This is a genomic window from Staphylococcus sp. mip270_02 (genome assembly GCF_054031535.1).
This window is the reverse complement of sequence record NZ_CM132934.1, coordinates 353,983-374,760: the sequence shown is the minus strand read 5'-3', so window position 1 is coordinate 374,760 and position 20,778 is coordinate 353,983. Positions and strand designations below refer to the sequence as shown.

At 31.0% G+C, this 20,778-nt stretch carries 21 protein-coding genes; 3 read left to right on the top strand and 18 right to left on the bottom strand.

Annotation, left to right across the window (positions count from 1 at the left end; genetic code table 11):
- Positions 1-75: 75 nt before the first annotated feature.
- On the bottom strand, positions 76-486 hold the full coding sequence (locus tag ACW5YJ_RS01590) for a carboxymuconolactone decarboxylase family protein (RefSeq protein WP_411775213.1): 411 nt from the start codon (positions 484-486) through the stop codon (positions 76-78).
- A 132-nt stretch (positions 487-618) separates the two neighbouring features.
- On the bottom strand, positions 619-1,500 hold the full coding sequence (locus ACW5YJ_RS01585) for a LysR family transcriptional regulator (protein WP_457338377.1): 882 nt from the start codon (positions 1,498-1,500) through the stop codon (positions 619-621).
- A 115-nt stretch (positions 1,501-1,615) separates the two neighbouring features.
- Between ACW5YJ_RS01585 and ACW5YJ_RS01580 the strand changes: the two genes are divergently transcribed.
- Positions 1,616-2,392, top strand: coding sequence for a 3-hydroxybutyrate dehydrogenase (locus ACW5YJ_RS01580; protein ID WP_457338376.1), 777 nt, complete (start codon positions 1,616-1,618; stop codon positions 2,390-2,392).
- Between the two features lie 8 nt (positions 2,393-2,400).
- Here the strand turns inward: ACW5YJ_RS01580 and ACW5YJ_RS01575 are convergent, their stop codons facing one another.
- From ACW5YJ_RS01575 to ACW5YJ_RS01565, 3 genes are all read right to left on the bottom strand, one after another.
- Complete coding sequence (locus ACW5YJ_RS01575) at positions 2,401-2,619, bottom strand: hypothetical protein (RefSeq protein ID WP_457338375.1); 219 nt, start codon at positions 2,617-2,619, stop codon at positions 2,401-2,403.
- Positions 2,620-2,907: 288 nt separating this feature from the next.
- Entirely contained in the window at positions 2,908-4,101 is a 1,194-nt protein-coding gene (locus tag ACW5YJ_RS01570) for a PDDEXK-like family protein (protein WP_457338374.1), read from the bottom strand.
- Positions 4,102-4,464: 363 nt separating this feature from the next.
- Positions 4,465-4,707: a hypothetical protein gene (locus tag ACW5YJ_RS01565; RefSeq protein WP_457338373.1), complete on the bottom strand. Its 243-nt coding sequence runs from the start codon at positions 4,705-4,707 to the stop codon at positions 4,465-4,467.
- 189 nt (positions 4,708-4,896) lie between these two features.
- Between ACW5YJ_RS01565 and ACW5YJ_RS01560 the strand changes: the two genes are divergently transcribed.
- Entirely contained in the window at positions 4,897-5,127 is a 231-nt protein-coding gene (locus ACW5YJ_RS01560; RefSeq protein ID WP_457338372.1) for a hypothetical protein, read from the top strand.
- Between the two features lie 438 nt (positions 5,128-5,565).
- On the opposite strand, the gene ACW5YJ_RS01555 is transcribed toward ACW5YJ_RS01560, so the two are convergent.
- The 5 genes from ACW5YJ_RS01555 to ACW5YJ_RS01535 form a co-directional block, all read right to left on the bottom strand.
- Positions 5,566-6,399, bottom strand: a complete 834-nt coding sequence (locus tag ACW5YJ_RS01555; protein WP_457338371.1) for a CPBP family intramembrane glutamic endopeptidase — start codon at positions 6,397-6,399, stop codon at positions 5,566-5,568.
- Positions 6,400-6,437: 38 nt separating this feature from the next.
- Positions 6,438-6,770 carry a helix-turn-helix domain-containing protein gene (locus ACW5YJ_RS01550; protein ID WP_457338370.1) on the bottom strand — a complete coding sequence of 111 codons (333 nt, stop codon included), beginning with the start codon at positions 6,768-6,770 and terminating at the stop codon, positions 6,438-6,440.
- Positions 6,771-6,979: 209 nt separating this feature from the next.
- Entirely contained in the window at positions 6,980-7,852 is an 873-nt protein-coding gene (locus ACW5YJ_RS01545) for a hypothetical protein (RefSeq protein WP_457338369.1), read from the bottom strand.
- Between the two features lie 26 nt (positions 7,853-7,878).
- Positions 7,879-8,622: a hypothetical protein gene (locus ACW5YJ_RS01540; protein ID WP_457338368.1), complete on the bottom strand. Its 744-nt coding sequence runs from the start codon at positions 8,620-8,622 to the stop codon at positions 7,879-7,881.
- A gap of 40 nt (positions 8,623-8,662) precedes the next feature.
- Positions 8,663-9,634, bottom strand: a complete 972-nt coding sequence (locus tag ACW5YJ_RS01535; RefSeq protein ID WP_457338367.1) for a hypothetical protein — start codon at positions 9,632-9,634, stop codon at positions 8,663-8,665.
- A gap of 107 nt (positions 9,635-9,741) precedes the next feature.
- On the opposite strand from ACW5YJ_RS01535, the gene ACW5YJ_RS01530 reads away from it, so the two are divergent.
- Positions 9,742-9,903, top strand: a complete 162-nt coding sequence (locus tag ACW5YJ_RS01530) for a hypothetical protein (RefSeq protein WP_457338366.1) — start codon at positions 9,742-9,744, stop codon at positions 9,901-9,903.
- A 50-nt stretch (positions 9,904-9,953) separates the two neighbouring features.
- Here the strand turns inward: ACW5YJ_RS01530 and rlmH are convergent, their stop codons facing one another.
- From rlmH to yycF, 8 genes are all read right to left on the bottom strand, one after another.
- The gene (gene rlmH, locus ACW5YJ_RS01525; protein WP_457338365.1) at positions 9,954-10,433 is read right to left on the bottom strand and encodes a 23S rRNA (pseudouridine(1915)-N(3))-methyltransferase RlmH; all 480 of its coding nucleotides are present in this window, start codon (positions 10,431-10,433) and stop codon (positions 9,954-9,956) included.
- A gap of 795 nt (positions 10,434-11,228) precedes the next feature.
- Complete coding sequence (locus tag ACW5YJ_RS01520) at positions 11,229-12,029, bottom strand: MBL fold metallo-hydrolase (protein WP_026113541.1); 801 nt, start codon at positions 12,027-12,029, stop codon at positions 11,229-11,231.
- Between the two features lie 457 nt (positions 12,030-12,486).
- Positions 12,487-14,424, bottom strand: coding sequence for a right-handed parallel beta-helix repeat-containing protein (locus ACW5YJ_RS01515; protein WP_457338364.1), 1,938 nt, complete (start codon positions 14,422-14,424; stop codon positions 12,487-12,489).
- Positions 14,425-14,438: 14 nt separating this feature from the next.
- Positions 14,439-15,878 carry an MFS transporter gene (locus ACW5YJ_RS01510; protein ID WP_017723696.1) on the bottom strand — a complete coding sequence of 480 codons (1,440 nt, stop codon included), beginning with the start codon at positions 15,876-15,878 and terminating at the stop codon, positions 14,439-14,441.
- A gap of 198 nt (positions 15,879-16,076) precedes the next feature.
- Positions 16,077-16,859, bottom strand: coding sequence for a two-component system regulatory protein YycI (locus tag ACW5YJ_RS01505; protein ID WP_017723695.1), 783 nt, complete (start codon positions 16,857-16,859; stop codon positions 16,077-16,079).
- Entirely contained in the window at positions 16,860-18,197 is a 1,338-nt protein-coding gene (gene yycH, locus ACW5YJ_RS01500) for a two-component system activity regulator YycH (RefSeq protein ID WP_026113539.1), read from the bottom strand.
- On the bottom strand, positions 18,187-20,019 hold the full coding sequence (gene walK / locus ACW5YJ_RS01495; RefSeq protein ID WP_017723693.1) for a cell wall metabolism sensor histidine kinase WalK: 1,833 nt from the start codon (positions 20,017-20,019) through the stop codon (positions 18,187-18,189). The genes yycH and walK overlap by 11 nt, the downstream gene beginning before the upstream one ends.
- Before the next feature lie 12 nt (positions 20,020-20,031).
- Entirely contained in the window at positions 20,032-20,733 is a 702-nt protein-coding gene (gene yycF / locus ACW5YJ_RS01490; RefSeq protein WP_017723692.1) for a response regulator YycF, read from the bottom strand.
- Positions 20,734-20,778 lie beyond the last annotated feature (45 nt).

Below are 20,778 nucleotides of genomic sequence, written 5' to 3'. Positions count from 1 at the left end.
CGTAGAACAGAACTACAGGATCGGGCGATTTTTGGTTGTATTAATGTTTTTCTTTATAAAATAATATACACTCTATTATTGTTCTACTTTAGACAAATATACTTTAATCTCTCTGTCTTCGAATACTTTTTGAGCAACTGTTAACGCATTTAATACACGTGGAAAACCAGTATAAGGTATTAAATGTGTAATCGCTTCTATGATTTCCTCTGGAGTCACCCCTGAAGTCAATGCTGTATTGATGTGTAATTCTAATTGAGGCTCTGTTCCTTGTGTTACAAGTGAAGAAACCGTTACCAAAGCACGTTGTTGATTAGTTAAACCGTTACGTGAATAAATGTCTCCATAAGCAAATTCAATAATATATTTTGAAACGTCAGGTGCTATATCTTTAAGATTGTCAGCTATTTTTAAATGTGTTGAACCTGTCTCTGCGGTATATTCCATAAGTTTATCCATACCTTGTTGGTATTTAGTTTGATTCATAATACATCGCTCCCTAATAATAATTGCTAGCTTTAAATTTTTTTCCTGTGAACAATTACTAATATAGCTCTGATATTATTATTTGTTAAATATATAAATATCATAATTTCTATAACTAAAAGTTATAACAAACTAAAGACCATTTTCTAATATATAATCGATTAGTGCTCGTGTTGCATGTGAACGATATCTATCTTTTTTAACGATAAGACCCACTTCCCAGTAAATATACGGTTCAGTTATAGGTACTGCAGTGATTTTATCATAGTCGATTTTACGTTTTAATGATTCTGGAAAGAAAGTCACGCCTAAATTATTTTCTACCATATCTTTTATAAAATCCCATTGTGCACTTTGATACGCAATATTTGGCTTAAACCCGGAATTATTACACTCTTGTATAATACGATCATGCATCGTAAAATCTTCTGTAAATAAAATAGTCGGTTCATTCTTAATATCCGTTAATGCAATTTCCGAACGTTGCGCTAAAGGATGTGACTTTTGTAGATATAACATCAATTTATCTTCAGTCAATTGAAAGACATCAAATTTTGTTTCATCGACTGGTAACATAACAATGCCACAATCTATCTCACCTTCATCTACTAAACGTATAACTTTATGAGTACCTTCTTCTATTAATTCTGTTGTTAAATGTGGATACGCCGAAGAGAATTCCTTTATCATGCTAGGAAAGAACATAATGCCAATTAATGAAGGTAAACCAATCTTTATATTTCCACTTTTTAATGAACTATTATCTTCCAAATTCGTTGTTAAAGAGCTTAATGTATCAAAGATTTTGAGTCCGTGATTATAGACAATTTCACCTGAATCTGTAAGTTTAACTTGTCTATCTGAACGGTCTAATAACTCGACATTCAATTCTGATTCAAACGCTTTGATAGTCTTACTAAGCGCTGGTTGAGAAACATGTAATTGTTGTGAAGCCTTAGTGAAACTACCCAGTTTGGCTACTGTCATAAAATAGTTAAATTGACGGATTTCCAAATTATTTCTCCCCTCTTTATAACTCTAAGTTATAGATTTCATTATTAACATTCATTTTACTTATCAATGTTGTAGAAGTAAACTAAATATATATAGAAAATATGGAGGGGTTTCGATGTTAAAAGATAAAGTTTCAATTATTTCAGGTTCTGCTAGTGGTATTGGTTTAGAAATCGCTAAAGAATTTTTAAACCAAGGTGCAAAAGTAGTATTCACAGATATTAATAAAACTAATTTAGACAACGTCGTGCGTGACTTTAAAGATAAAGGGATTGACTGTATCGGTATTCCAGCAGATGTTTCGAATGAAGATGATGTCATAAATCTTGTCGAAGAAACTGAAAAACATTACGGTCGTATAGATGTTTTAGTAAATAACGCAGGCTTACAACATGTCTCAAATATTGAGGATTTCCCAACAACTAAATTCAAACAAATGATTGATATTATGTTAGTGGGTACATTCATCATGACGAAACATGTATTACCTATTATGAAAAAACAACAATTTGGTCGCATCTTAAATATGTCTTCTATTAATGGTGTTATCGGATTTTCAGGAAAATCTGCATATAACAGTGCCAAACATGGGATTATCGGTTTAACAAAAGTCACTGCTTTAGAAACTGCAGAAGACGGTATCACTGTAAATGCCATATGTCCAGGTTACATTGATACTCCACTTGTTCGTGATCAAATGAAAGACTTAGCTAAAACAAGGAACGTAAGTGTTGATCAAGTACTTGATGAAGTATTATTCCCAATGATTCCTCAAAAACGACTTGTCGACATTCAAGATGTTGCAGACTATTCCGTATTTATTGCCAGTGATAAAGGCAAAAGCGTAACAGGTCAATCTATCTTAATAGATGGCGGATATACAGCACAATAATAAAATAACTAAATTTCTTGAAAACCTTTCAAGAATTCTTCTTTACCATAATCATTTTCTATAGCATAAAGCAACATGTTCCATAATCCACCTACATTAAAAGATAACATCATAGATTCATCATTTAAATTATGTTGACATTTTCCACTTGTAGATTGATGTACATTGAAATTATGATGATTAAACTCATTTAGTAAGAACAGTTGCTTATTTTGTTTTTGAAGCATTCATATAAATGACTTATATTTTATCCAAAATTGATAAAAAAAGACTACGACTTCATCCATATTCACTTTTCCAAGCTCATTAAGTTCATGAATATATAACGGAATAGAATCTCAATAGCATCAGGAAATAAATAGAACTATTTTAATTAATAGTTCTATTTAAACCTCCATCACTTACGATACGCTTCTGCTTATAGGTTAGTGATGCGTTTTTTTAATAATGATGTTTATGTATATCTAAGAGCTTAATATTAAACAATCAATTAAAAAACATGACTACAATACCATTTATTTTGTATTATCACTTATTTCTTCATCTAACAAAATCGCTTCTATTTTAGGTAAGTCATGAGTCAAAAATTCGTTGAATTTTTTCTCAACTTCTTCAATAATATCTTCATATTCAAATTGTTTTTTACTGGAATAAAGTTCTTTTGTATAAAGATTATTATAAACAGGAGATATTGTCTTTTTGACTTGTTTAAATATGTGGGGATTTGATAAAGCTTTTTCATGTAAATTCTTGCGAAATTCTTCTTTACTAGGTCCAATTAATAAATGTAAACTTTTACGGTGATTCGTATTCCTTACCTCAAATAGTAAATACCTATTCGATGAGGTCCATTTAGAATCATATTCATTTTTTCCCATTCTCTCATCTAACTTTTTAGAAGTGAAACGAACTAAACTTTTATTACTATCATCTAGTATTAGGTAATCATGTTCTTTTATGATACTTTGTAATTTATTGGAAATATCACTATGTATATCTGGCTTATATTCAAATATTAAATCTAATGCGCGTTTATGCTTAAAATAAATTTCTGTACATAACTTTTCTAAATTTTCATCTTTCACTATGTATCTCCTTAATATATCTATATATTGATTAATAAAACTGACCACTTTGGAATTTATAGTATCTTTTTTCATAGTTACTATAGTCTCTAAACAAGTGATAACATCTTGATATGACATACTTGTCCACACATCTATATTACTTGAATCCTCTGCTTCTGGAGTTAAAAAGATATAATTCTTATCATAGTTTAAAAACTCTGATTCTAATACATTTTGATATCGTTTCAACTGACCTTTACTTTCCTTACTCCAAATTTTATTCTCTATAGCAATAATAACTTTATTAGTTTCTGAGATAAGCAAAATATCAATATGGTTCCATTCTCTACGTACTATGACATCATTAAAATCTTTCACCAACATTTTCAGTATAAAACTATCATCTTTTGAATTGCTCACTTTATTCAAATAAGCTTCAATAAACTTTTTAATGAATAAGTCCTTCAGTCCATGTACTTCATTAGGATTAAATAACCAAGTGAGCATATTACTATGTCTAATTTCAGTATTAACTGTCCCTAGTATTTCAAACACATTAATATTATCTATATTGGTTTCAATCTCGTTGAGTATATCTACATCCTTTAAAAATTGAATCAATAGTTCTTCATCCGTATTCATTTATAATCCTCCAACAAAATATATCTAAACCAGGCTAAAAAAGCATCTTTTCTCAAAGATATGTTGTATAGTGATTCATAAATAACTATATATTGAAATTGTTTATAAACCTTATTAAATTTCAATTTAACACTTATTTTCATTTTTAACTTATTTAGAAACATCAATTGATATTTTTCTGAATTAGAGCTCATGTAAATATTTAAAGTGTTATCTTTTTCTTCAAAGCTACGCAACTTCAACCCTTTTATCATTATAGCAGTTCCGACATATTATAATGATTTTTATATATTAAAAATTCATAAACCGGGGGACAATATCTCAATTGTTGTTAAGTTCATATCAGTTTCTTAAAAAACAATCTTATTTAGGAGGGCAAAGCAATCGGAGCAGTTCAAATTTGGGCAAATAATATAACGTACCACCCATCGTTTTCACTTTTTTCTTATTATCACTTACAGTATTACGTTTAATGTGTCTATACTTAGTTTGTTTATCTATTTCATTAATAAACGAATCTTTACCAACTCTATCCACACCATTAATAATTAAGATTTCTGGTAATCGATTGTTTGTATATAATTGAATACTATTATTTGTAACCATATAAATATCCTCCGATTATTTAATAGTAATTTCTATATATTTATATCTACAAAAATGAATATGTAAATGTGAGATTAATTTTTAAAGAAGTTGTTTGAAATATAATTTTCAAAAAAGAATATAGATTTTTATTTTTGTTTAATTTATGTAAATATAATAAGGAAAGTATATATGAAAAGGAGAGTTCAAATGAAGGGTTGGAAAAACTATCAAACAGTTTTATTCGCTATAAGTGTAATCTTTTTTCTAGGATTCTTATTGGATTTCATTGGTGTATTTTCATTTGGCAAAACTTTTAGGTTAGTATTTTTAATTATATTTACTCTTTCAACTTCAATTTATCTTTTTGAACGTGAAAAGATTGCTTCAATTTTATTTATTATTAGTTCAATCTTATTATTATTAGGAATAATTTTTTAAATTAAAAGAGAGCTATGATCCCCTCTTTTGTTTTTATTTTTAACTTGTTAATGTAACTTCCTTCATTGTTTATTAGCCAAAATAAAAAGCATTCTTCCACGAGAATGCTTTTTTACAACTTGTAAAACTATTAATTTTTACCAAAGTCAATACTATTAAGAAAGGCTTTGATTGCGATAATACTCAGCAAATTTCTATCTCATAATTGGTTGCACATATTTTTCATAGTAAGTATTTCTATCACTGCTTTGTGGTATTGGGCTAATGACGCACTTGTAATTAAATTGCTATTAATGTTATTGTCCGGTTTCACTTTTGCTAGAGAAAGAATTATTTTCAGAAATTCATTGTTATAGCATACTCAATAATACTGTAAAACACATTTATTCCCCGGGAAATGCTCTGTTATTAATTTAAAATGACTGTAATATATCGGTATTATAAACCTTTTAAATTACTATTTCTCGAAAATAAGAGGACAACAATAACCAAAAAGTAACCCACAATAGAAATTATTGATGCATCCGTACCGTAATCACCACCTGTTATAAATATATTGTTACTATTTATTACATACTGTATGAGACCGTAGTCTTCTTTACTATTTGTAATAACAAATATACCTCCAATATTCCAAAACATATGTAATGATATACTAGCCCAAATTGAAGAATAATTATAACAAGCAATGCCATACATCATTCCTGCAATAGTTCCAGCAATAATTAATAAATAAAAGTCTAAACCAACTAATTTCCCATTGAACAAATGTACCAAACTGAATAGTACAGATGTTGATATAATTGCTACTAAGATATTTGTTTTATCTTCAATGTATTTTAAAAGCACACCTCTAAATATAATTTCTTCTACAATTGGCGCAACGATACCTGATATGAATAATACAGAAATAATCATTTCAATATACTCTTTTTCAGAGGCAAATTGAGTAACAATTATATCTCCAGATATAAACACAAAATAAACAGTTATGACTATAATCGGTAAAACCAAACCTAAAATTAAGCATAACGGATAAATCTTAAAAGTAGTAACTCTATAATATGATAGCGTGTTTTTCAAACCTTTCTTAACTAATAGATTAACAAGACCTATAGCCACTATCAGATAAGTTAAACCATGCAACAAATATTCCAAAGTATACAAACTAAACATATGCCATAGAATGCCTATATTTTGCGCGAGTACAGAAATAATAAATAATATGATACTCAATCCTACAATTTTTAAAATATTAACTAAAACTTTCATAATAAAAACTCCTTAACAACAATTAAGGAACTTATATATTAACCGAAGATTTGTGAAAGTGTACCACCGATAATCAATACGATTAAAATAATTAACCACCATTTTTTAGAAGCAAATTCCCATATATTCATTGGTACATGTGCATAATCTTTATCATCAGAATCTTCTAATCCGTCTTTACCATTAACTAAATTATCAAGACTAACACCAAACAATTCAGCTAAATTATTAAGCATTTGAATATTAGGCTCTAAAGATCCTTGTTCCCATTTTGAAACAGACTGTCTAGTAGTATTCAATTTCTCCGCTAAAGCTTCTTGAGTTAAACCAGAACTTTTTCTATACTTTCTAATTTGCTCTGCAAGTCTCATATATAAGTCACCTCCCATTAAAGTTATCAATTCTATATGTAATCTTCTGCATATAAAATTGATCATTGCGTCTTTAAATTGGGTTATCAAGTATGTTTTTAGTTAACATCATCACTAGTAAAATGTAAAATAAAAAAACGCATCACTTATGATACGCTTCTGCTTATCAGGTAGTGATGCGGTTTTTGAACATAATTATAAATACTTTCTTACTCTTTACTTTTTAAAACTAATTCATTTCCATACTCTTCATAAAAGTCTTTTATAGACGCTTCTCCACCTAATAACTTATACACTATTTTTTCACTCTCTGTTAATGTGCTCATATATAAAACTCTTAAACTATTCTCATTATTTTTTGTATCTTCAGTTATTTTCAAAATAAATCTATGTAAATTAAATAATACATAAAACTCATTTTTAATATTATTTTTAGAAAGAATTTTTTCTACTTTTTGATTAATATCATTATTTATCTCCTTTTCCATTTCCTTAGTATCAATACGATCAAAGTCTATTAATGACCTAAGCACATACATATTTACATCTTTTGTATTTATAGAATTTTCCAATTCTTTTATAGCATTAATGTAATATTGATATACCTTTCCATTAGTTCTACTATAGTATGAAGGTGGGTCACGAAAGAACCAATGTGTCACCTCACTCTTTATCACTCTTTCAATATGATTAAATTTGTTCAGATTAATATTATTGGTTAACTTACCAGGGTCTGTATAATCGCTAATATAATCTACTTCTTTGTACATTATATTTAAATCTGCCTTAATTTTATTCATAGTTTCGATTGTGCGAAAGAACTTAAATTGTGTATTATTTTCCTTCAACTCTTGTTGCTGATCAATTAATGCTTGCGTATTATTAGCCATTTCTTTTTTTTGGATTTTTAAATCTGTATTCTGCATTAATGCAGTCAAAATTAATAAAAAAAATGCTAAAGCTGAAACTAAACTTTCATCAAACATTGTTCCATTCTTATTTTGTAATCCATATAAAAAATTTGCAATTAAACTTATCGCACCAACTATTAAAGATATTTTTATTATCCAACTATATTTCATTCAATAAACTCCTATCATTAATTTAATCATACTAATTTTTGTTTAGACTCACTCAAAATTTCAGTTATTTTTTCAATTTCCTTAACCTTTTTAGAAATAATTTTATTTTCAAAATCCTGAATATTTTCACCTTCATCTTTTCCACTTTTCGATGTTATAAAATTGGGATGATTGAATTCTCTCATTACAGATATTTCTACAATATTAATAAACTTATCTATTTCTTCCAACTCATCTAATAATTCACTTAATACATTTAATTTATTATTTATTTTTTCTAAAGAATTTAATTGCAAATTAATATGCTGATTACTAAGGATTTTAGTTAATTCGTCTTTAAATTTGTTTATATGATTAATAATATAGCTTTCTTTAATTAATTTGAAACTTTCTAAAATAAGATATTTATCGAAAGAATTTGTATGAAAAATTTCTTTGAAATGCATTTGGTTATTACTTTCAATGTCCTTTAGGTTTATTTGATAAGTTTGTTGTTCCGCATCTAATCCTATTTTTATAGCAAATCCTTGTTTTATATCAATTAATTTATTTTCTAGAAATTCAATTTTGCCAATATATTTCTCACTAATTAAATCTAACATTATTAATGTTTTTTCATTTTTCACTTTTTCAGTATTTGCTTCCTTCTTAGTATCAATATAAAGTTTTACAAAAGTAAATATGAAAGCTAACCCAGTTATTATAGATCCTAATAGCTCAGCTCCATGTTCATATAAATAATTATGCTCTATTGCTCCAATTACATTCACAAGAACAGCCTCTCTTCATTTATTAATAATAAACTAAATATTAATATGGTAACTTCGATAAATTTACTAATACATTAGTAAACCCCTGTTTATTTAGTGAATTTTCTACTTCTTCTAAATTTTTTTCACTGTTGGGATTAATAATTACTTCTTTTAATATTTCGTTTGTAATTTTACAAGAAGTGAAAGGTTTATTATTCATGTACAACTCTGGATTTAGCAGATTATCCTCATTGATATTGAAAATAATGTATCTAATTTCTTCTTCTTGTCTTAAAATAGGATTTTTGAAAAATAATGAAAAGAAATGAAGCGCTTGTACTATACTCTTTATTATTTCATCCATATCATAAGGATCCTTTTCAAAATTATCATGCGCAACATACCAAGCATGAGCTAATGTTGTAATATATTTAGACTGTACTTCATAATCATATTCCACTTTTAAAGGAAATACATACGCATTACCAAATGTATACTCATCTAGTGTTTTTTTGCCCTTTGAGTAATAGCTTGCAAGATGCTCCATTATTTCCTGACTATCAAAACCTAACGCTACATCACCATAATTTGATAATGCTTGCGAATAATCATTTTCACTAAAGGACCATACGTATACATCATCTGGCAAAATAGTATTTAATTTTTCTAATTTGAGAATTATATCATTAGGTGCCCCAAGTAATTTTAATTCTTTTTTCATTAACTCATATACATATTTAATTTCTTTATTATCATTCATATAGTGTATTGATCCGATTAAAAAAGTTGATGAAGACAGAATTTTTTCAAATGCTTCATAGGTAGTATAATGAAATAAATTTTTAATTTTATTTGGATCTGCATAGAATTCATTTGCAATAAGCTCCGGTTGAGCTCGCTGATAAAAATTAGAATTTTCATCATAGTAATCATTTAATAATTGCATACCATCTTTATTCATTGATTGCACTGTTTTTTTTACATCTTCTGACACCTTTGGATCTTCAAGTATTTTTTCTAATTCTTTCATATTATCCTCTCCATTCCATTTATTCATTAATCGAATTTAACTCATCTGTTATATTATTTGATCCATATGGTTGTACTGCCATAAATGAAGTGGGTGACGCTGATTTAATGAAATTCCAAGAACCTTCTTACAGTAATGGTGTATGGACAATTGATGCTAATAATAAATCTGGTTCAGGGTCTAATACTATAAAAGTATACGATGATGGTTGGGTACAGATATACGATGGATCTGGTGAAATAGCGCATGAAACAAAAATAAAATTATAATTCTAATATATTTCCACACTATTCCAACCAAAAACCTAAAAAAAAACGCATCACTTATGATATGCTTCTCCTCGCATAATTTTAAATGCTCGATAGATCTGCTCTATCAATATGACGCGCATCATTTGGTGTGGGAAGGTCATTTTACTGAAGGATAATGCATAGTCGCTGCGGTTTAGCACGTCTTTATGTAAGCCGTTGGATCCACCAATAATAAAGGTGAAGTCACTTTGTCCTCTAGTCATTCGTCCTTCTATTTCTTTAGCTAATCCTTCAGACGTCAACATATTGCCTTTGATTTCAAGCGTTATGACAGTTGACTTGGGTTTTACTTTTGCTAATAAGCGTTGGCCTTCTTTCTCCTTCACTTGTTCAACTTCTTTGTCGCTCATATTTTCAGGTGCTTTTTCGTCAGGCACTTCTATAACTTCAATTTTGGAGTATGCCCCTAAACGTTTTTCATATTCTGCGATTGCTTGTTTCCAGTATTTTTCTTTTAATTTACCTACTGTTAGTATCGTAATCTTCATCATTGTCCTCCAAATTTAAAATAAACAATAGTTATTAGAGTTATCCACAAGTTGTACACTTATTCACACTATTCCCTCTTATTATAACAGGAATGTATATCATTATTTAATAATGTTTACGTTTTCTAAACAAAAATACGTTAATAACATGTTAATTTGTGGATAAACCTGTGTATAATGTGGGTATTTCCTTGTTAATTGTGCACATCTATGGATAACTATGGATAAAACAGTGGATAAGTTGATGGGTGTCTTACATACTTATTCACAAATTTTACGTTTTCTTCATGATTTTTACCTATAAAAACCTTTTATTAGCTAAGTTATCCACTGTTTATAATTATGCTCTAAGTGTATATGAGGTTTCAATTAAGACACAGAGATGTATGATCCTTAAAATTTAGCACTACTCTTCTTACACATAATAAAAACCAACATCTCAAATTGTGATATTGGTTAGGTTATTACAATACAAATCAGACTAATGATTTATCAATAATCGCTAGTCCTCCTCAATTAATTTGTGAGTTTATTTATAGATTGTATCATTCCTACGTAATACTCCATTAAAAAGCGCTAAGTCTCAAATATCATATTAAATCTCGGCAAATTTATGAAAAGTCTCTGAATTTTTCAATTTAATGCCGCTATAAAAGTAAGTTAACGTTGGTTTATTCCCAATGCTTTACAATCCGCTAAATTTTCCAGTTACACTCGCTTCCTCTTTTGGATTACATTAGCCATTGGCTAATGCATTAAGAAGCCCTAACCCCTTCAATCAAGGGGTTAGGGCTTCTATAACGTATATATCGGTGTAGCATTGGCTTTGTCAGTATCGCACAACAATACTTCTTTTTGTGTGTCGATATCGTGTTCATTTAGAACTTGTCCGACGCTCATGCGGGCTAGGTCTTTCATGTTGTTATCTTGAGATAAGTGCGATAGGTAAATGCGTTTAGTGCTGCCTGTAATGACGTCTGTCATTGCGTGTGCTGCATCTTCATTGGAAACGTGTCCCATATCACTCAAGATACGTTGTTTTGTCTTCCATGGGTAACCACACATGCGTAACATATCTACATCGTGGTTACTTTCAAAGACGAATGCGTCACTGCCCTGAATCATACCTTTCATGCGATCTGAAACGTAACCTGTGTCTGTTAAAATCGTAAATTTCTTATAGTTATTATGGAAAATATAAAATTGTGGGTCGATGGCATCATGTGAAACGTTAAACGATTCGATATCGAAGCCAGCTAATGATTTCGTTTCATATGGATTAAAGATGAATTTTTGATCCATTGGAATTTTACTGTCTTTCTTTTCGATGGCTGACCATGTTTTTTCGTTCGCATAAATAGGTAAGTTGTATTTACGTGCTAATACGCCTAATCCTTTAATATGGTCTGAATGTTCGTGGGTAACTAAAATGCCGTTTAAGTCTTTAATCTGTTTATCAATTTGTCCAAAAAGTTCTTCCATTTTCTTCCCAGTCAAACCTGCGTCAACTAGGATACTGCCCTTATCATTTTCCACATAAGTGGCGTTTCCTGTACTACCACTCGCTAATACACTCATACGTATCAAGCGATTCACCCTTTCTAATCTGTAAACACTGTTTAATATATATTTTTATAGGGCAGACTACGGTTTATGTGCCGTCAATATACCCTCTGTCTAAAATTTTCGTTGCTCTTGCTATCAGGAGCACGGCGCATAGCTAATGTCATATCATGCATACGACTACAATCACAGAATTTAAAAAAATCCTGTCGCATAAAATTATTTTCTCTTTTCCGCTTCAACTTATCGCGAATTTTACGCTTTTATTATACTATATCGCTTTATTTTTTGCTTTTGTATAACGCTCATCAACAGTATTTAATTTTAACATACTTTATGGATATTTCATCTGAATAAAATTGGAAAGGTTTATTAATCGTGTTTCAATTCATAAAAATAAAAGATTCATCTCCTACGCAATGTAGAAAACAAATCTTTTACTTCATACTATATAGATATATAAATTTCTTATTTCTTGAAATGAACTCTATTATTTCGCATTATTTTTAGTCCAAATTTTCACTTTATTATTTCCAGTAGTTAGCGTTTGAAGTGGACCTATCATAGACTCATGTTCTCTCAAATCATCATTTAAATCTGTATTGAGTGTTAGTGAATTGCCATTTTCATCTTCAAAGTCTGCATCAACAATACGTACTTTAGGTAATGTCTCGGTATTATATACTTTTCCTTTAAATTCAATAAATGATTCAGGTAAAGAGATATTTAAATACACATCATTACCTTCTTCGATTATTGATAAATCAGGGTTAACACTTTTATCTGTAAAATTACGATTTTCTCTATTAAATTGATTTGCTTTATTCAAATATGCATTATCTTCAATATAAACTGGTTGTTTTATCTTATGAAATGATTCATGATCGCCTTCTTCTTTAGCAACCGCTTCTTTAAATTCTGATAGTGACGTGTTATAACCATTATAAATTTCAGTTCCTACATTAGGTACATCTTCTTTTCCAATAAATATGTTGTTATAAAATCTATCATCTCCACCATAAACTGGCGCAAATCCTGCTATTAATGTACTGTGTGGCACATGGTATGGCGTGGCTCTATCCAACATTAACCTATGTACTATTTCGCCATTAATAATATTATTAACATAAGCCCCACCTTGGGCATGGTTGTCTAAAGCATAATCCGCAGTTAGTATATTGTTATCTACAATATACGGACCGCTACTTACTTCCACGAACAAGTCTCTAGTATTATCGTTAAATATATTCTTACTTATTCTTGTTCCTTGGGTCTGCCAATCAAACCACATACCTAGTGAGCAATTATGAACATAATTGTTGTACACTTGTGTATCTATCGCAGCATGCAACTTGATACCTGCAATTTCATAACCAAAAAATTCTCTCTTATTACCTATATTATAAATATGGTTATTATATATTTTACTAAAGGCACTTCCTAGATGTCCTACTACTGCATTTTGTCCACAATCATGTATCACATTATTTCTAACGATATGTGACCCTATAGTTTCTTTACTCCAATCACTATTGGCTGCCTTAAAGACGGTTTCTATTTGATATTGATAACCTGGTTTATCTTTTCTATAAGTATTTAAATTGTCACCTGTTGAAATTTCTTTACCTATCGCAATCGCACTACACACAGCGTTATAAAGTCTATTATTTTCGATAATCCACCCTTTACTCCAATGTGTATCAATCATGCCTGTCTGTGCTGCAGTTGGAGGCGACCATTGCGTTGCTACATTCGCAATTTCAAAGTTTCTAATTGTAATATAATTTGTATGCATTTTGAAGGGACGAAATGCGCTTTTTCTAACATTTATTTCCGTTACTTCATTATTGGGGTTATAGTCATGAAAATTCACATATACCGTTGTTATATCTTTTTCTACTTTTGCGTACCAGACATAGATTGATTGGTCTTTATAGTCATAAGTAACTTGTTTATTTGTCCAATGATCTAGTGTTTCTTCAACCAATTTCGGATCAGCCAATTGTTCATATTCACTTACTTCAAAAAGTGATTGATTGTTTAAATATACTTGTCCTAAACTCTTATCGTTATCGACCGCTAACCAATCGCCAAATAATTTTGTAGCAAATGGGTTAAAATCTTTAAATATCGTGTTATCTATTTCAACTTTCCATATACTGCCATCGATTTGTTGCCATCCTGTTATTTCTTCAGAGCCTTTAATAATCACCTGTTCGTCTTTGGCTGCTTCAAATGAAATTCGTCTAGATTCACTTAATCCAGTGTTTATATGTGTTATTTCTTCGCGATATATCCCTTCATGCACAATGATACTGTCTCCAGGTTGTGCAACTGAAGCAGCTTTATCTATTGTTAAGAGTGGTGATTCAACATTACCTAATCCACAATCTGAACCTTTTTTATCTACATGAATACAATTTGTCATAGTAATCCCTCATTTTATTTATATATTTGTTTGTCTCTCATTTCACCTACGTTATTTGTTCTAATTTGTTCTTTTATGTGTTTAATAAATTTTTCATAATTCAAAAATAAAGTGAATATCGTTACGATAGCGACTGCTAATAATGGAAAATAAATCTGCATGGATTTTATAGCAAAAATGGTACTTTGTGATTGAACTGATGCTCCGGCAACATAGCCACCTACGGATAGTGACCATCCAACAATTGCAGATTGCAAACCTGAACCAATCTTCATGCCAGCACTTGCTAAACTGAATATTGAGCCTTGTACTGGTACGCCTGTCTTCCAATAAATGATATCTCCAACATCTGCTACAATACCGCTTAATGCTGCTGTAAAAGGTACTAATCCGATTCCATGAATAATTAATCCAACGACTAAAAGTATTAAGTTCTCTGAGAATATGCCCATCATAATATACGAAATAATAGATAGAATTAACCCGATAATAATACTATTTTTGATACCTACTTTTTCGGCAAATTGGGGTGCTACTAATAATCCTAAAATGGTAGGTAATAGTGTCGCTATACTCATAATTGCCATTACATTTGCGTCATTAAAAATGTACGTTGCGTAATAGATTCGCATACTATTATCTGTCTGTCTCAAATACCACAATAAATATAAGACGATTGTAATCAGGAAATATTTTTCAGTTATTAAAGATTTAATAATTAAACTAAATGGAATGCGCTTTGTTTTTTTAACTTCATTATATTGCTTTTCGGCCACATTTCTTTCTTTTACAAAATAACCTGTAATCATTAATGGGATTGCACATAACAACGCGTATATAGCTGAAGTATATGTCCAACCTTGCTGATTATCGCCAAAACTTGTTACAAAATAGACAGTGAAAGTTGTTATACATAACACACTTAAATTAGAAAATATAAAACGTATACTTCCTAGTGAAACTCTATCTTTTTCATCTTTAGTCATAAATGATACTAATGATGAATAAGCAACATTATTTGCTGTATAAAAAATAACTGAAATCAAAAAATATACGATAAAAATATATGCAATTTGACCTGTATAACTAAACGACGTTGGCACATTAAATAACATGAATGTTAAAACGCCCAATACAGGTGCTGTCCAAAAGACCCAAGGCTTGGCTTTACCCATTTTAGTGTTTGTATTATCTATAATACTTCCCATAAAAATGTCTGAAAAACCATCTGCAAAACGACAAAAAAGTATAATAGTTCCAATAACTGATCCTGCAATACCTACTACATCTGTCATGTAAATAATGATAAATGATGCAATAAAAGTCCAACTGTAATTAGCACCAAAATCCCCTACCCCAAATACAACTTTCTCAGAAGTGCGTAACTTAGTTGAACTATTAACTTGGCTTTCGTCAGCATAAGAACTATCATGCGTACCCGAAATTTTATCCATTGAATACCCCCTTTGCTAGTTGGTTTGTTTTTTAAATTAACTAACTAGCTTAAGTGAAATATTACCATTGTAGTTTGATTTTGTAAACGCTTTCTTATTAATGTTTTATGTCCCTCTTCGAGAAATAAGACGTTAGTTATTATTTTGGATATTAAAAAACGCACATCTCTTCAAGAGACGTGCGTTTGATCAGTTATATTATTCTTCAATTACTTTCGGGCTGTCTGAGACGGCTTCAACATAGTAAGTTTTAATCTTTTCTCCGTGTTTTACTTTGATCTCCCAATTGGCTTCGAGTACTTGCACATTGGGTTCTTTCACAACCGTGTAGTAACCAAGTCTTGCGTTAGTAACTTCATCGTTGCGTTTAAGATAACGGTTAAAGTAAAGGGCTTCTATTGCGCTTCTCGCCGTATTCACTTGTTTTTTCTCGTTGTTAGCGCCTTCTGATGGTGTAATAGATTTCATTGCCGTTTGTTTATAGCTTGAAGCTTTACCATCATTATTTATATTAAATTCTAATCTCGCTTTATTGTTATTCATTATTGGGTAATCTTCATAAGTTTGTTCAAATGTTACGTTTTTGTTGTCTATGTTACTCATTTCATAGTCTTTACCTTTATACACCTTATCTTTGACATATGTCTTTAAGTCGGTGTATTGATCATTGCTGACGTCGATAGGACTACTGATGTCACCTTTAGCCATGGCACCTGATTGTTCACTCGATATATCAGAATGTGCTTTAGCATAGGATGAAAAATCAAATGAACGCGCGGTTAGTAACTGCATTTTTAAATTTTTAACACTAGGGAGGTTGTCTGGAATTTTAATTTCTTCTTGTTTAAAATCCACAGCATTTTCAACTTCACTATCATTGATATGTGACTTATTCACCTTATCGATATAGATAATGACTAAGCCAATATTTACTAGAATAAAGACGAAAATAAATAATGTTTTTGTACGTTTCCAGTTCATTTATTCTAGCCCCCCATCACTGTATGCACGCCATTCACCATCATATTGTACATACCATTGTGGTTTGAATTCACTATTGCGTTGGATTTCAATATCGGTATTATCTGGTTTGTTGTCCATATTATAGCCGATCGTCATGTTTGTTACTTCTTCAAAGTTAATCTCTGGATTGTTTGCTAACTCTGCACGTACAGTCTCAGCACCAGGTAGTTTAACCTCGTCTTCACCACTATCAATCGTTACATTGGCTTTCAATAGTGCACGTGCATAACTAAAGACGCCTTTATCGCCCCATGATACTTTAATGTTATTAAGATCATCGTTATTAAATGTTGGGCGACCGTTTAAGAACATTTGATATGTCAGTTCACCAGTCTTGTTATCCACATTAAATAACCTGAAATCATCTGTAAAGCCACCGTGATTGTTTATATAATCAAAGGTACTCGGTATGCTTTCTTTCATATTAGTAGAACGATTTTCATCTTCTGAGAGATTAGTATAGCGGTATTTTTCACTATCATCGCTATAATTGGCAACGCCCGTATTATTATTATATGTTGCGTTACCGCTTTTCGAACTACGCACCACGACAGAATCATTAAATAATATTGCATTCATCGTATCTACACTAATGCGATTATAAATAGTGTGATATGATTTCAAACCTTTAGGGGCTTTTGGTGCGAAAATATGTGTAGCCTTATCAATCGTATCTTTATTCGTAATAATCTCAGTATAAGGCTGCATATTTTTCTGTTGTTGCTTCATTACCTTTTCAAATTGGCTGAGTTTAGCAGATGTTGTCATACGCACAACATTATGGCGATCTTTACTAATCGCATAAAGTTTCACTGTACCATCTTTATTATTGTCGACGATTAAGCGATCGAATTTAAAATTGTTTGGCACTTTAGCGTTAATATTCAAGGCTTGACCTAAATAAGTTGCTAATGGCATATCATACGTAAAATCCAATACTAAAAATTCATCACTAAGATCTGGGATAATTAAGTTATGGTTACTATGCATTTGCTCTGAGCGTAATACACGATGATTCTTCAATGGTTTCAATGTTGCTTCTACATTACTTTTCGTCGCTTCCATACCTTCAGAATCTTCACCTTTAGAATGAATTACCTGATAGGGTGTAACCACTTTATCCATTCCTTGATCTAATGGCTTCCCTATCGTCTTAGCTTCTGTTTCTTTATTGTCTTGTTGCTTATCCACATTGGCTAAATCAGGTGAGAAATTCCAGGTCATATATGTTAAAACCGCACTCATTAATACAAGAAGGATAAGGATTATGGATTTGATTAACTCTTTACTCCGCATCCCAATCACCATCTTCTAAAACTTCACATGGAAGCGTAATAAAAATTGACGTGCCTTGTCCTTCTACACTGTTCGCCCATATACGACCATTGTGAGCTTCTACAATTTCTTTAGATATAGCTAATCCTAGACCTGTACCACCCATCTTACGCGTACGTGCTTTATCTACACGATAGAAGCGGTCAAAGATCTTATCTACTTTATTGATTGGAATACCAATACCATTATCTTTCACACGAATCGTCATACGATTATATAATGCATTCTGTTTCACGTGAAACTCAACACGTTTATCACCGCGTGAATATTTCATCGCATTAGTAATAACGTTATCAAACACTTGTGTCATCTTATCTGGATCAATTTCAGTAAAGATGGTTTGTTTTGGAATTTCACGGATGAATGTCGTATCTTTCGCAGACATTTCGTGACGGTTAATGATTTTATTGATAAACATATTAAAGTCGACGATTTCTTTAGTAATTTGATCAGATTCGTTGTCCATCTTAGATAATTGTAGTAAATCGTTTACAAGACGAATCATACGTTCTGTTTCTTCACGTGTAACGGATAGGAATTGTGGTGCTAGGTCATCATCTTTCCACGCGCCACCTTCTAACGCTTCGATATAACTGTTCATCGAAGTCAGTGGTGTACGTAATTCGTGAGACACGTTAGCCACGAATTCACGACGTTCTCGTTCAACTTGTTGTTGTTCAGTTACATCATGTAGCACGGCGATATAACCTGTGACAAAACCGGTTTCTTGAACAATCGTACTAAAGTTAACTCGAACGATAATGCCTTCCGTCTCATTGATGTCTAACAAGAAACTATCGTTATTCTCTTGAATTTCATCTAATGAGAAATCTTCTTCAAGATTCAATACGTTAAGCATGTAATCGCCAATAATATCTTCTTTCATTGTCCCCATCATCGTTAATGCCATGTCATTTACAATACGTATACGTCCGCGTCGATCTGTTGCGATAATACCATCACTCATGTGTGTGATAACGGAATCGAGACGTCGTTTTTCACTTTCGGTATTTGCCTGTGCTTCTTGTACACGTTTAGATAGGTTGTTGAAGGCGAGTGCAAGCTCGCCAATTTCATCGTTACCATAAATTTTTACACGTTGCGTATAGTTACCTTTAGACATTTCTACAGTTTGATTCCGCATGTCTGTAATTGGTTTCGTAATTGTACGTGCAATAAAGAACCCTAGGATTACCGTAATTAACAATGAAATCCCTGTACCAACGATAAAGATTTGATTGATATTACTTAACTGGTTATATACGTCATTGATATCTGCTTCGATATAAACGTCACCAATCGTACCATCGTTAGATGTTTTAACAGGCAAGTTATATACCCAGACACGCTGTTTACCATTACCGTAATCTTTTAATACGGTATGGCTATTGATTTCACCTAGCGACAGTGCTTTTTGAATAGAATTATCATTGGCTTTTTGATTTATTAGACTACGGGTAGACTGCTTTGAAGTAGCCATGATAATCTGATCTTTATCAATAAAGCGAATTTCTTCTATTTCTTGTCTATTAGCATACTCATTCAATAAGTTTTGAACTTCTTTTTGAGCATTTACCGAATTATCTTCGTCGTAGACCTTTTCAATATTAATTTCTATTTGTTTCGCATATTGCGAAATATTATTTTTAAATGTTTGTGTTAATTCTTTTTCAAGACTATTCGTAAAATATAAACCGATAATTTGCATACCGATTATAATCAGCAATACATAGACGATAACAAGTTTTGTGTGTAAGGATTGAAAATGTTTAAGCCATTTCATTTAACATGGCCTCTAATCATGTTGTTGGAGGAAATATCCAACACCACGGCGTGTCACAATATATTCTGGATGAGATGGATCATCCTCAATTTTTTCACGTAAGCGTCGAATTGTAACGTCTACAGTACGCACATCACCAAAATAGTCATAGCCCCAAACGGTTTGTAATAAATGTTCGCGTGTCATGACTTGCCCCATATGTTTAGATAAATAATGGAATAATTCGAATTCACGGTGTGTTAATTCGATGTCACCGCCGCGTTTTTTAATAGAATACGCATCTGGATAAATAACGATATCTTTAATAGTAATTTCATTAGATTCGTCGTTAATTTCTTGTGCTGGTTGTGAATAATGGCGACGTAAATTGGCTTTCACACGTGCGATTAATTCACGTGTGCTAAATGGTTTCGTCACATAGTCATCTGCACCTAGCTCAAGACCTAATACTTTATCTATTTCTGAATCTTTTGCAGTTAACATAATGATTGGCATTTCATATTTTTTACGTACTTCACGGCAGACTTCCATGCCATCACGACCAGGTAACATAATATCTAACAACACGATATCTGGTTCTTCATCATATATTAAATCTACTGCATCATTTCCATCATAGGCACAAAACACTTCGTACCCTTCTTTTTTTAAATTAAATTCTAAAATGTCAGCAATTGGTTTTTCATCATCGACTACAACAACTTTTCTAGCCATATTTTATAAACCTCATTTCTATATTGTAGTACATTTACATTAAAT

Excerpts from the sequence above, each read along its gene's own strand:
- ACW5YJ_RS01575 (WP_457338375.1), bottom strand. The coding sequence starts at position 2,619 with ATGCTTCAAAAACAAAATAAGCAACTGTTCTTACTAAATGAGTTTAAT.
- walK (WP_017723693.1), bottom strand. The coding sequence starts at position 20,019 with ATGAAATGGCTTAAACATTTTCAATCCTTACACACAAAACTTGTTATC.
- ACW5YJ_RS01530 (WP_457338366.1), top strand. The coding sequence starts at position 9,742 with ATGAAATTCCAAGAACCTTCTTACAGTAATGGTGTATGGACAATTGAT.
- ACW5YJ_RS01590 (WP_411775213.1), bottom strand. The coding sequence starts at position 486 with ATGAATCAAACTAAATACCAACAAGGTATGGATAAACTTATGGAATAT.
- ACW5YJ_RS01515 (WP_457338364.1), bottom strand. The coding sequence starts at position 14,424 with ATGACAAATTGTATTCATGTAGATAAAAAAGGTTCAGATTGTGGATTA.
- ACW5YJ_RS01555 (WP_457338371.1), bottom strand. The coding sequence starts at position 6,399 with ATGAAAGTTTTAGTTAATATTTTAAAAATTGTAGGATTGAGTATCATA.
- ACW5YJ_RS01510 (WP_017723696.1), bottom strand. The coding sequence starts at position 15,878 with ATGGATAAAATTTCGGGTACGCATGATAGTTCTTATGCTGACGAAAGC.
- ACW5YJ_RS01560 (WP_457338372.1), top strand. The coding sequence starts at position 4,897 with ATGAAGGGTTGGAAAAACTATCAAACAGTTTTATTCGCTATAAGTGTA.
- ACW5YJ_RS01535 (WP_457338367.1), bottom strand. The coding sequence starts at position 9,634 with ATGAAAGAATTAGAAAAAATACTTGAAGATCCAAAGGTGTCAGAAGAT.
- yycH (WP_026113539.1), bottom strand. The coding sequence starts at position 18,197 with ATGCGGAGTAAAGAGTTAATCAAATCCATAATCCTTATCCTTCTTGTA.
- ACW5YJ_RS01550 (WP_457338370.1), bottom strand. The coding sequence starts at position 6,770 with ATGAGACTTGCAGAGCAAATTAGAAAGTATAGAAAAAGTTCTGGTTTA.
- ACW5YJ_RS01505 (WP_017723695.1), bottom strand. The coding sequence starts at position 16,859 with ATGAACTGGAAACGTACAAAAACATTATTTATTTTCGTCTTTATTCTA.
- ACW5YJ_RS01570 (WP_457338374.1), bottom strand. The coding sequence starts at position 4,101 with ATGAATACGGATGAAGAACTATTGATTCAATTTTTAAAGGATGTAGAT.
- rlmH (WP_457338365.1), bottom strand. The coding sequence starts at position 10,433 with ATGAAGATTACGATACTAACAGTAGGTAAATTAAAAGAAAAATACTGG.
- ACW5YJ_RS01580 (WP_457338376.1), top strand. The coding sequence starts at position 1,616 with ATGTTAAAAGATAAAGTTTCAATTATTTCAGGTTCTGCTAGTGGTATT.
- ACW5YJ_RS01545 (WP_457338369.1), bottom strand. The coding sequence starts at position 7,852 with ATGAAATATAGTTGGATAATAAAAATATCTTTAATAGTTGGTGCGATA.
- yycF (WP_017723692.1), bottom strand. The coding sequence starts at position 20,733 with ATGGCTAGAAAAGTTGTTGTAGTCGATGATGAAAAACCAATTGCTGAC.
- ACW5YJ_RS01565 (WP_457338373.1), bottom strand. The coding sequence starts at position 4,707 with ATGGTTACAAATAATAGTATTCAATTATATACAAACAATCGATTACCA.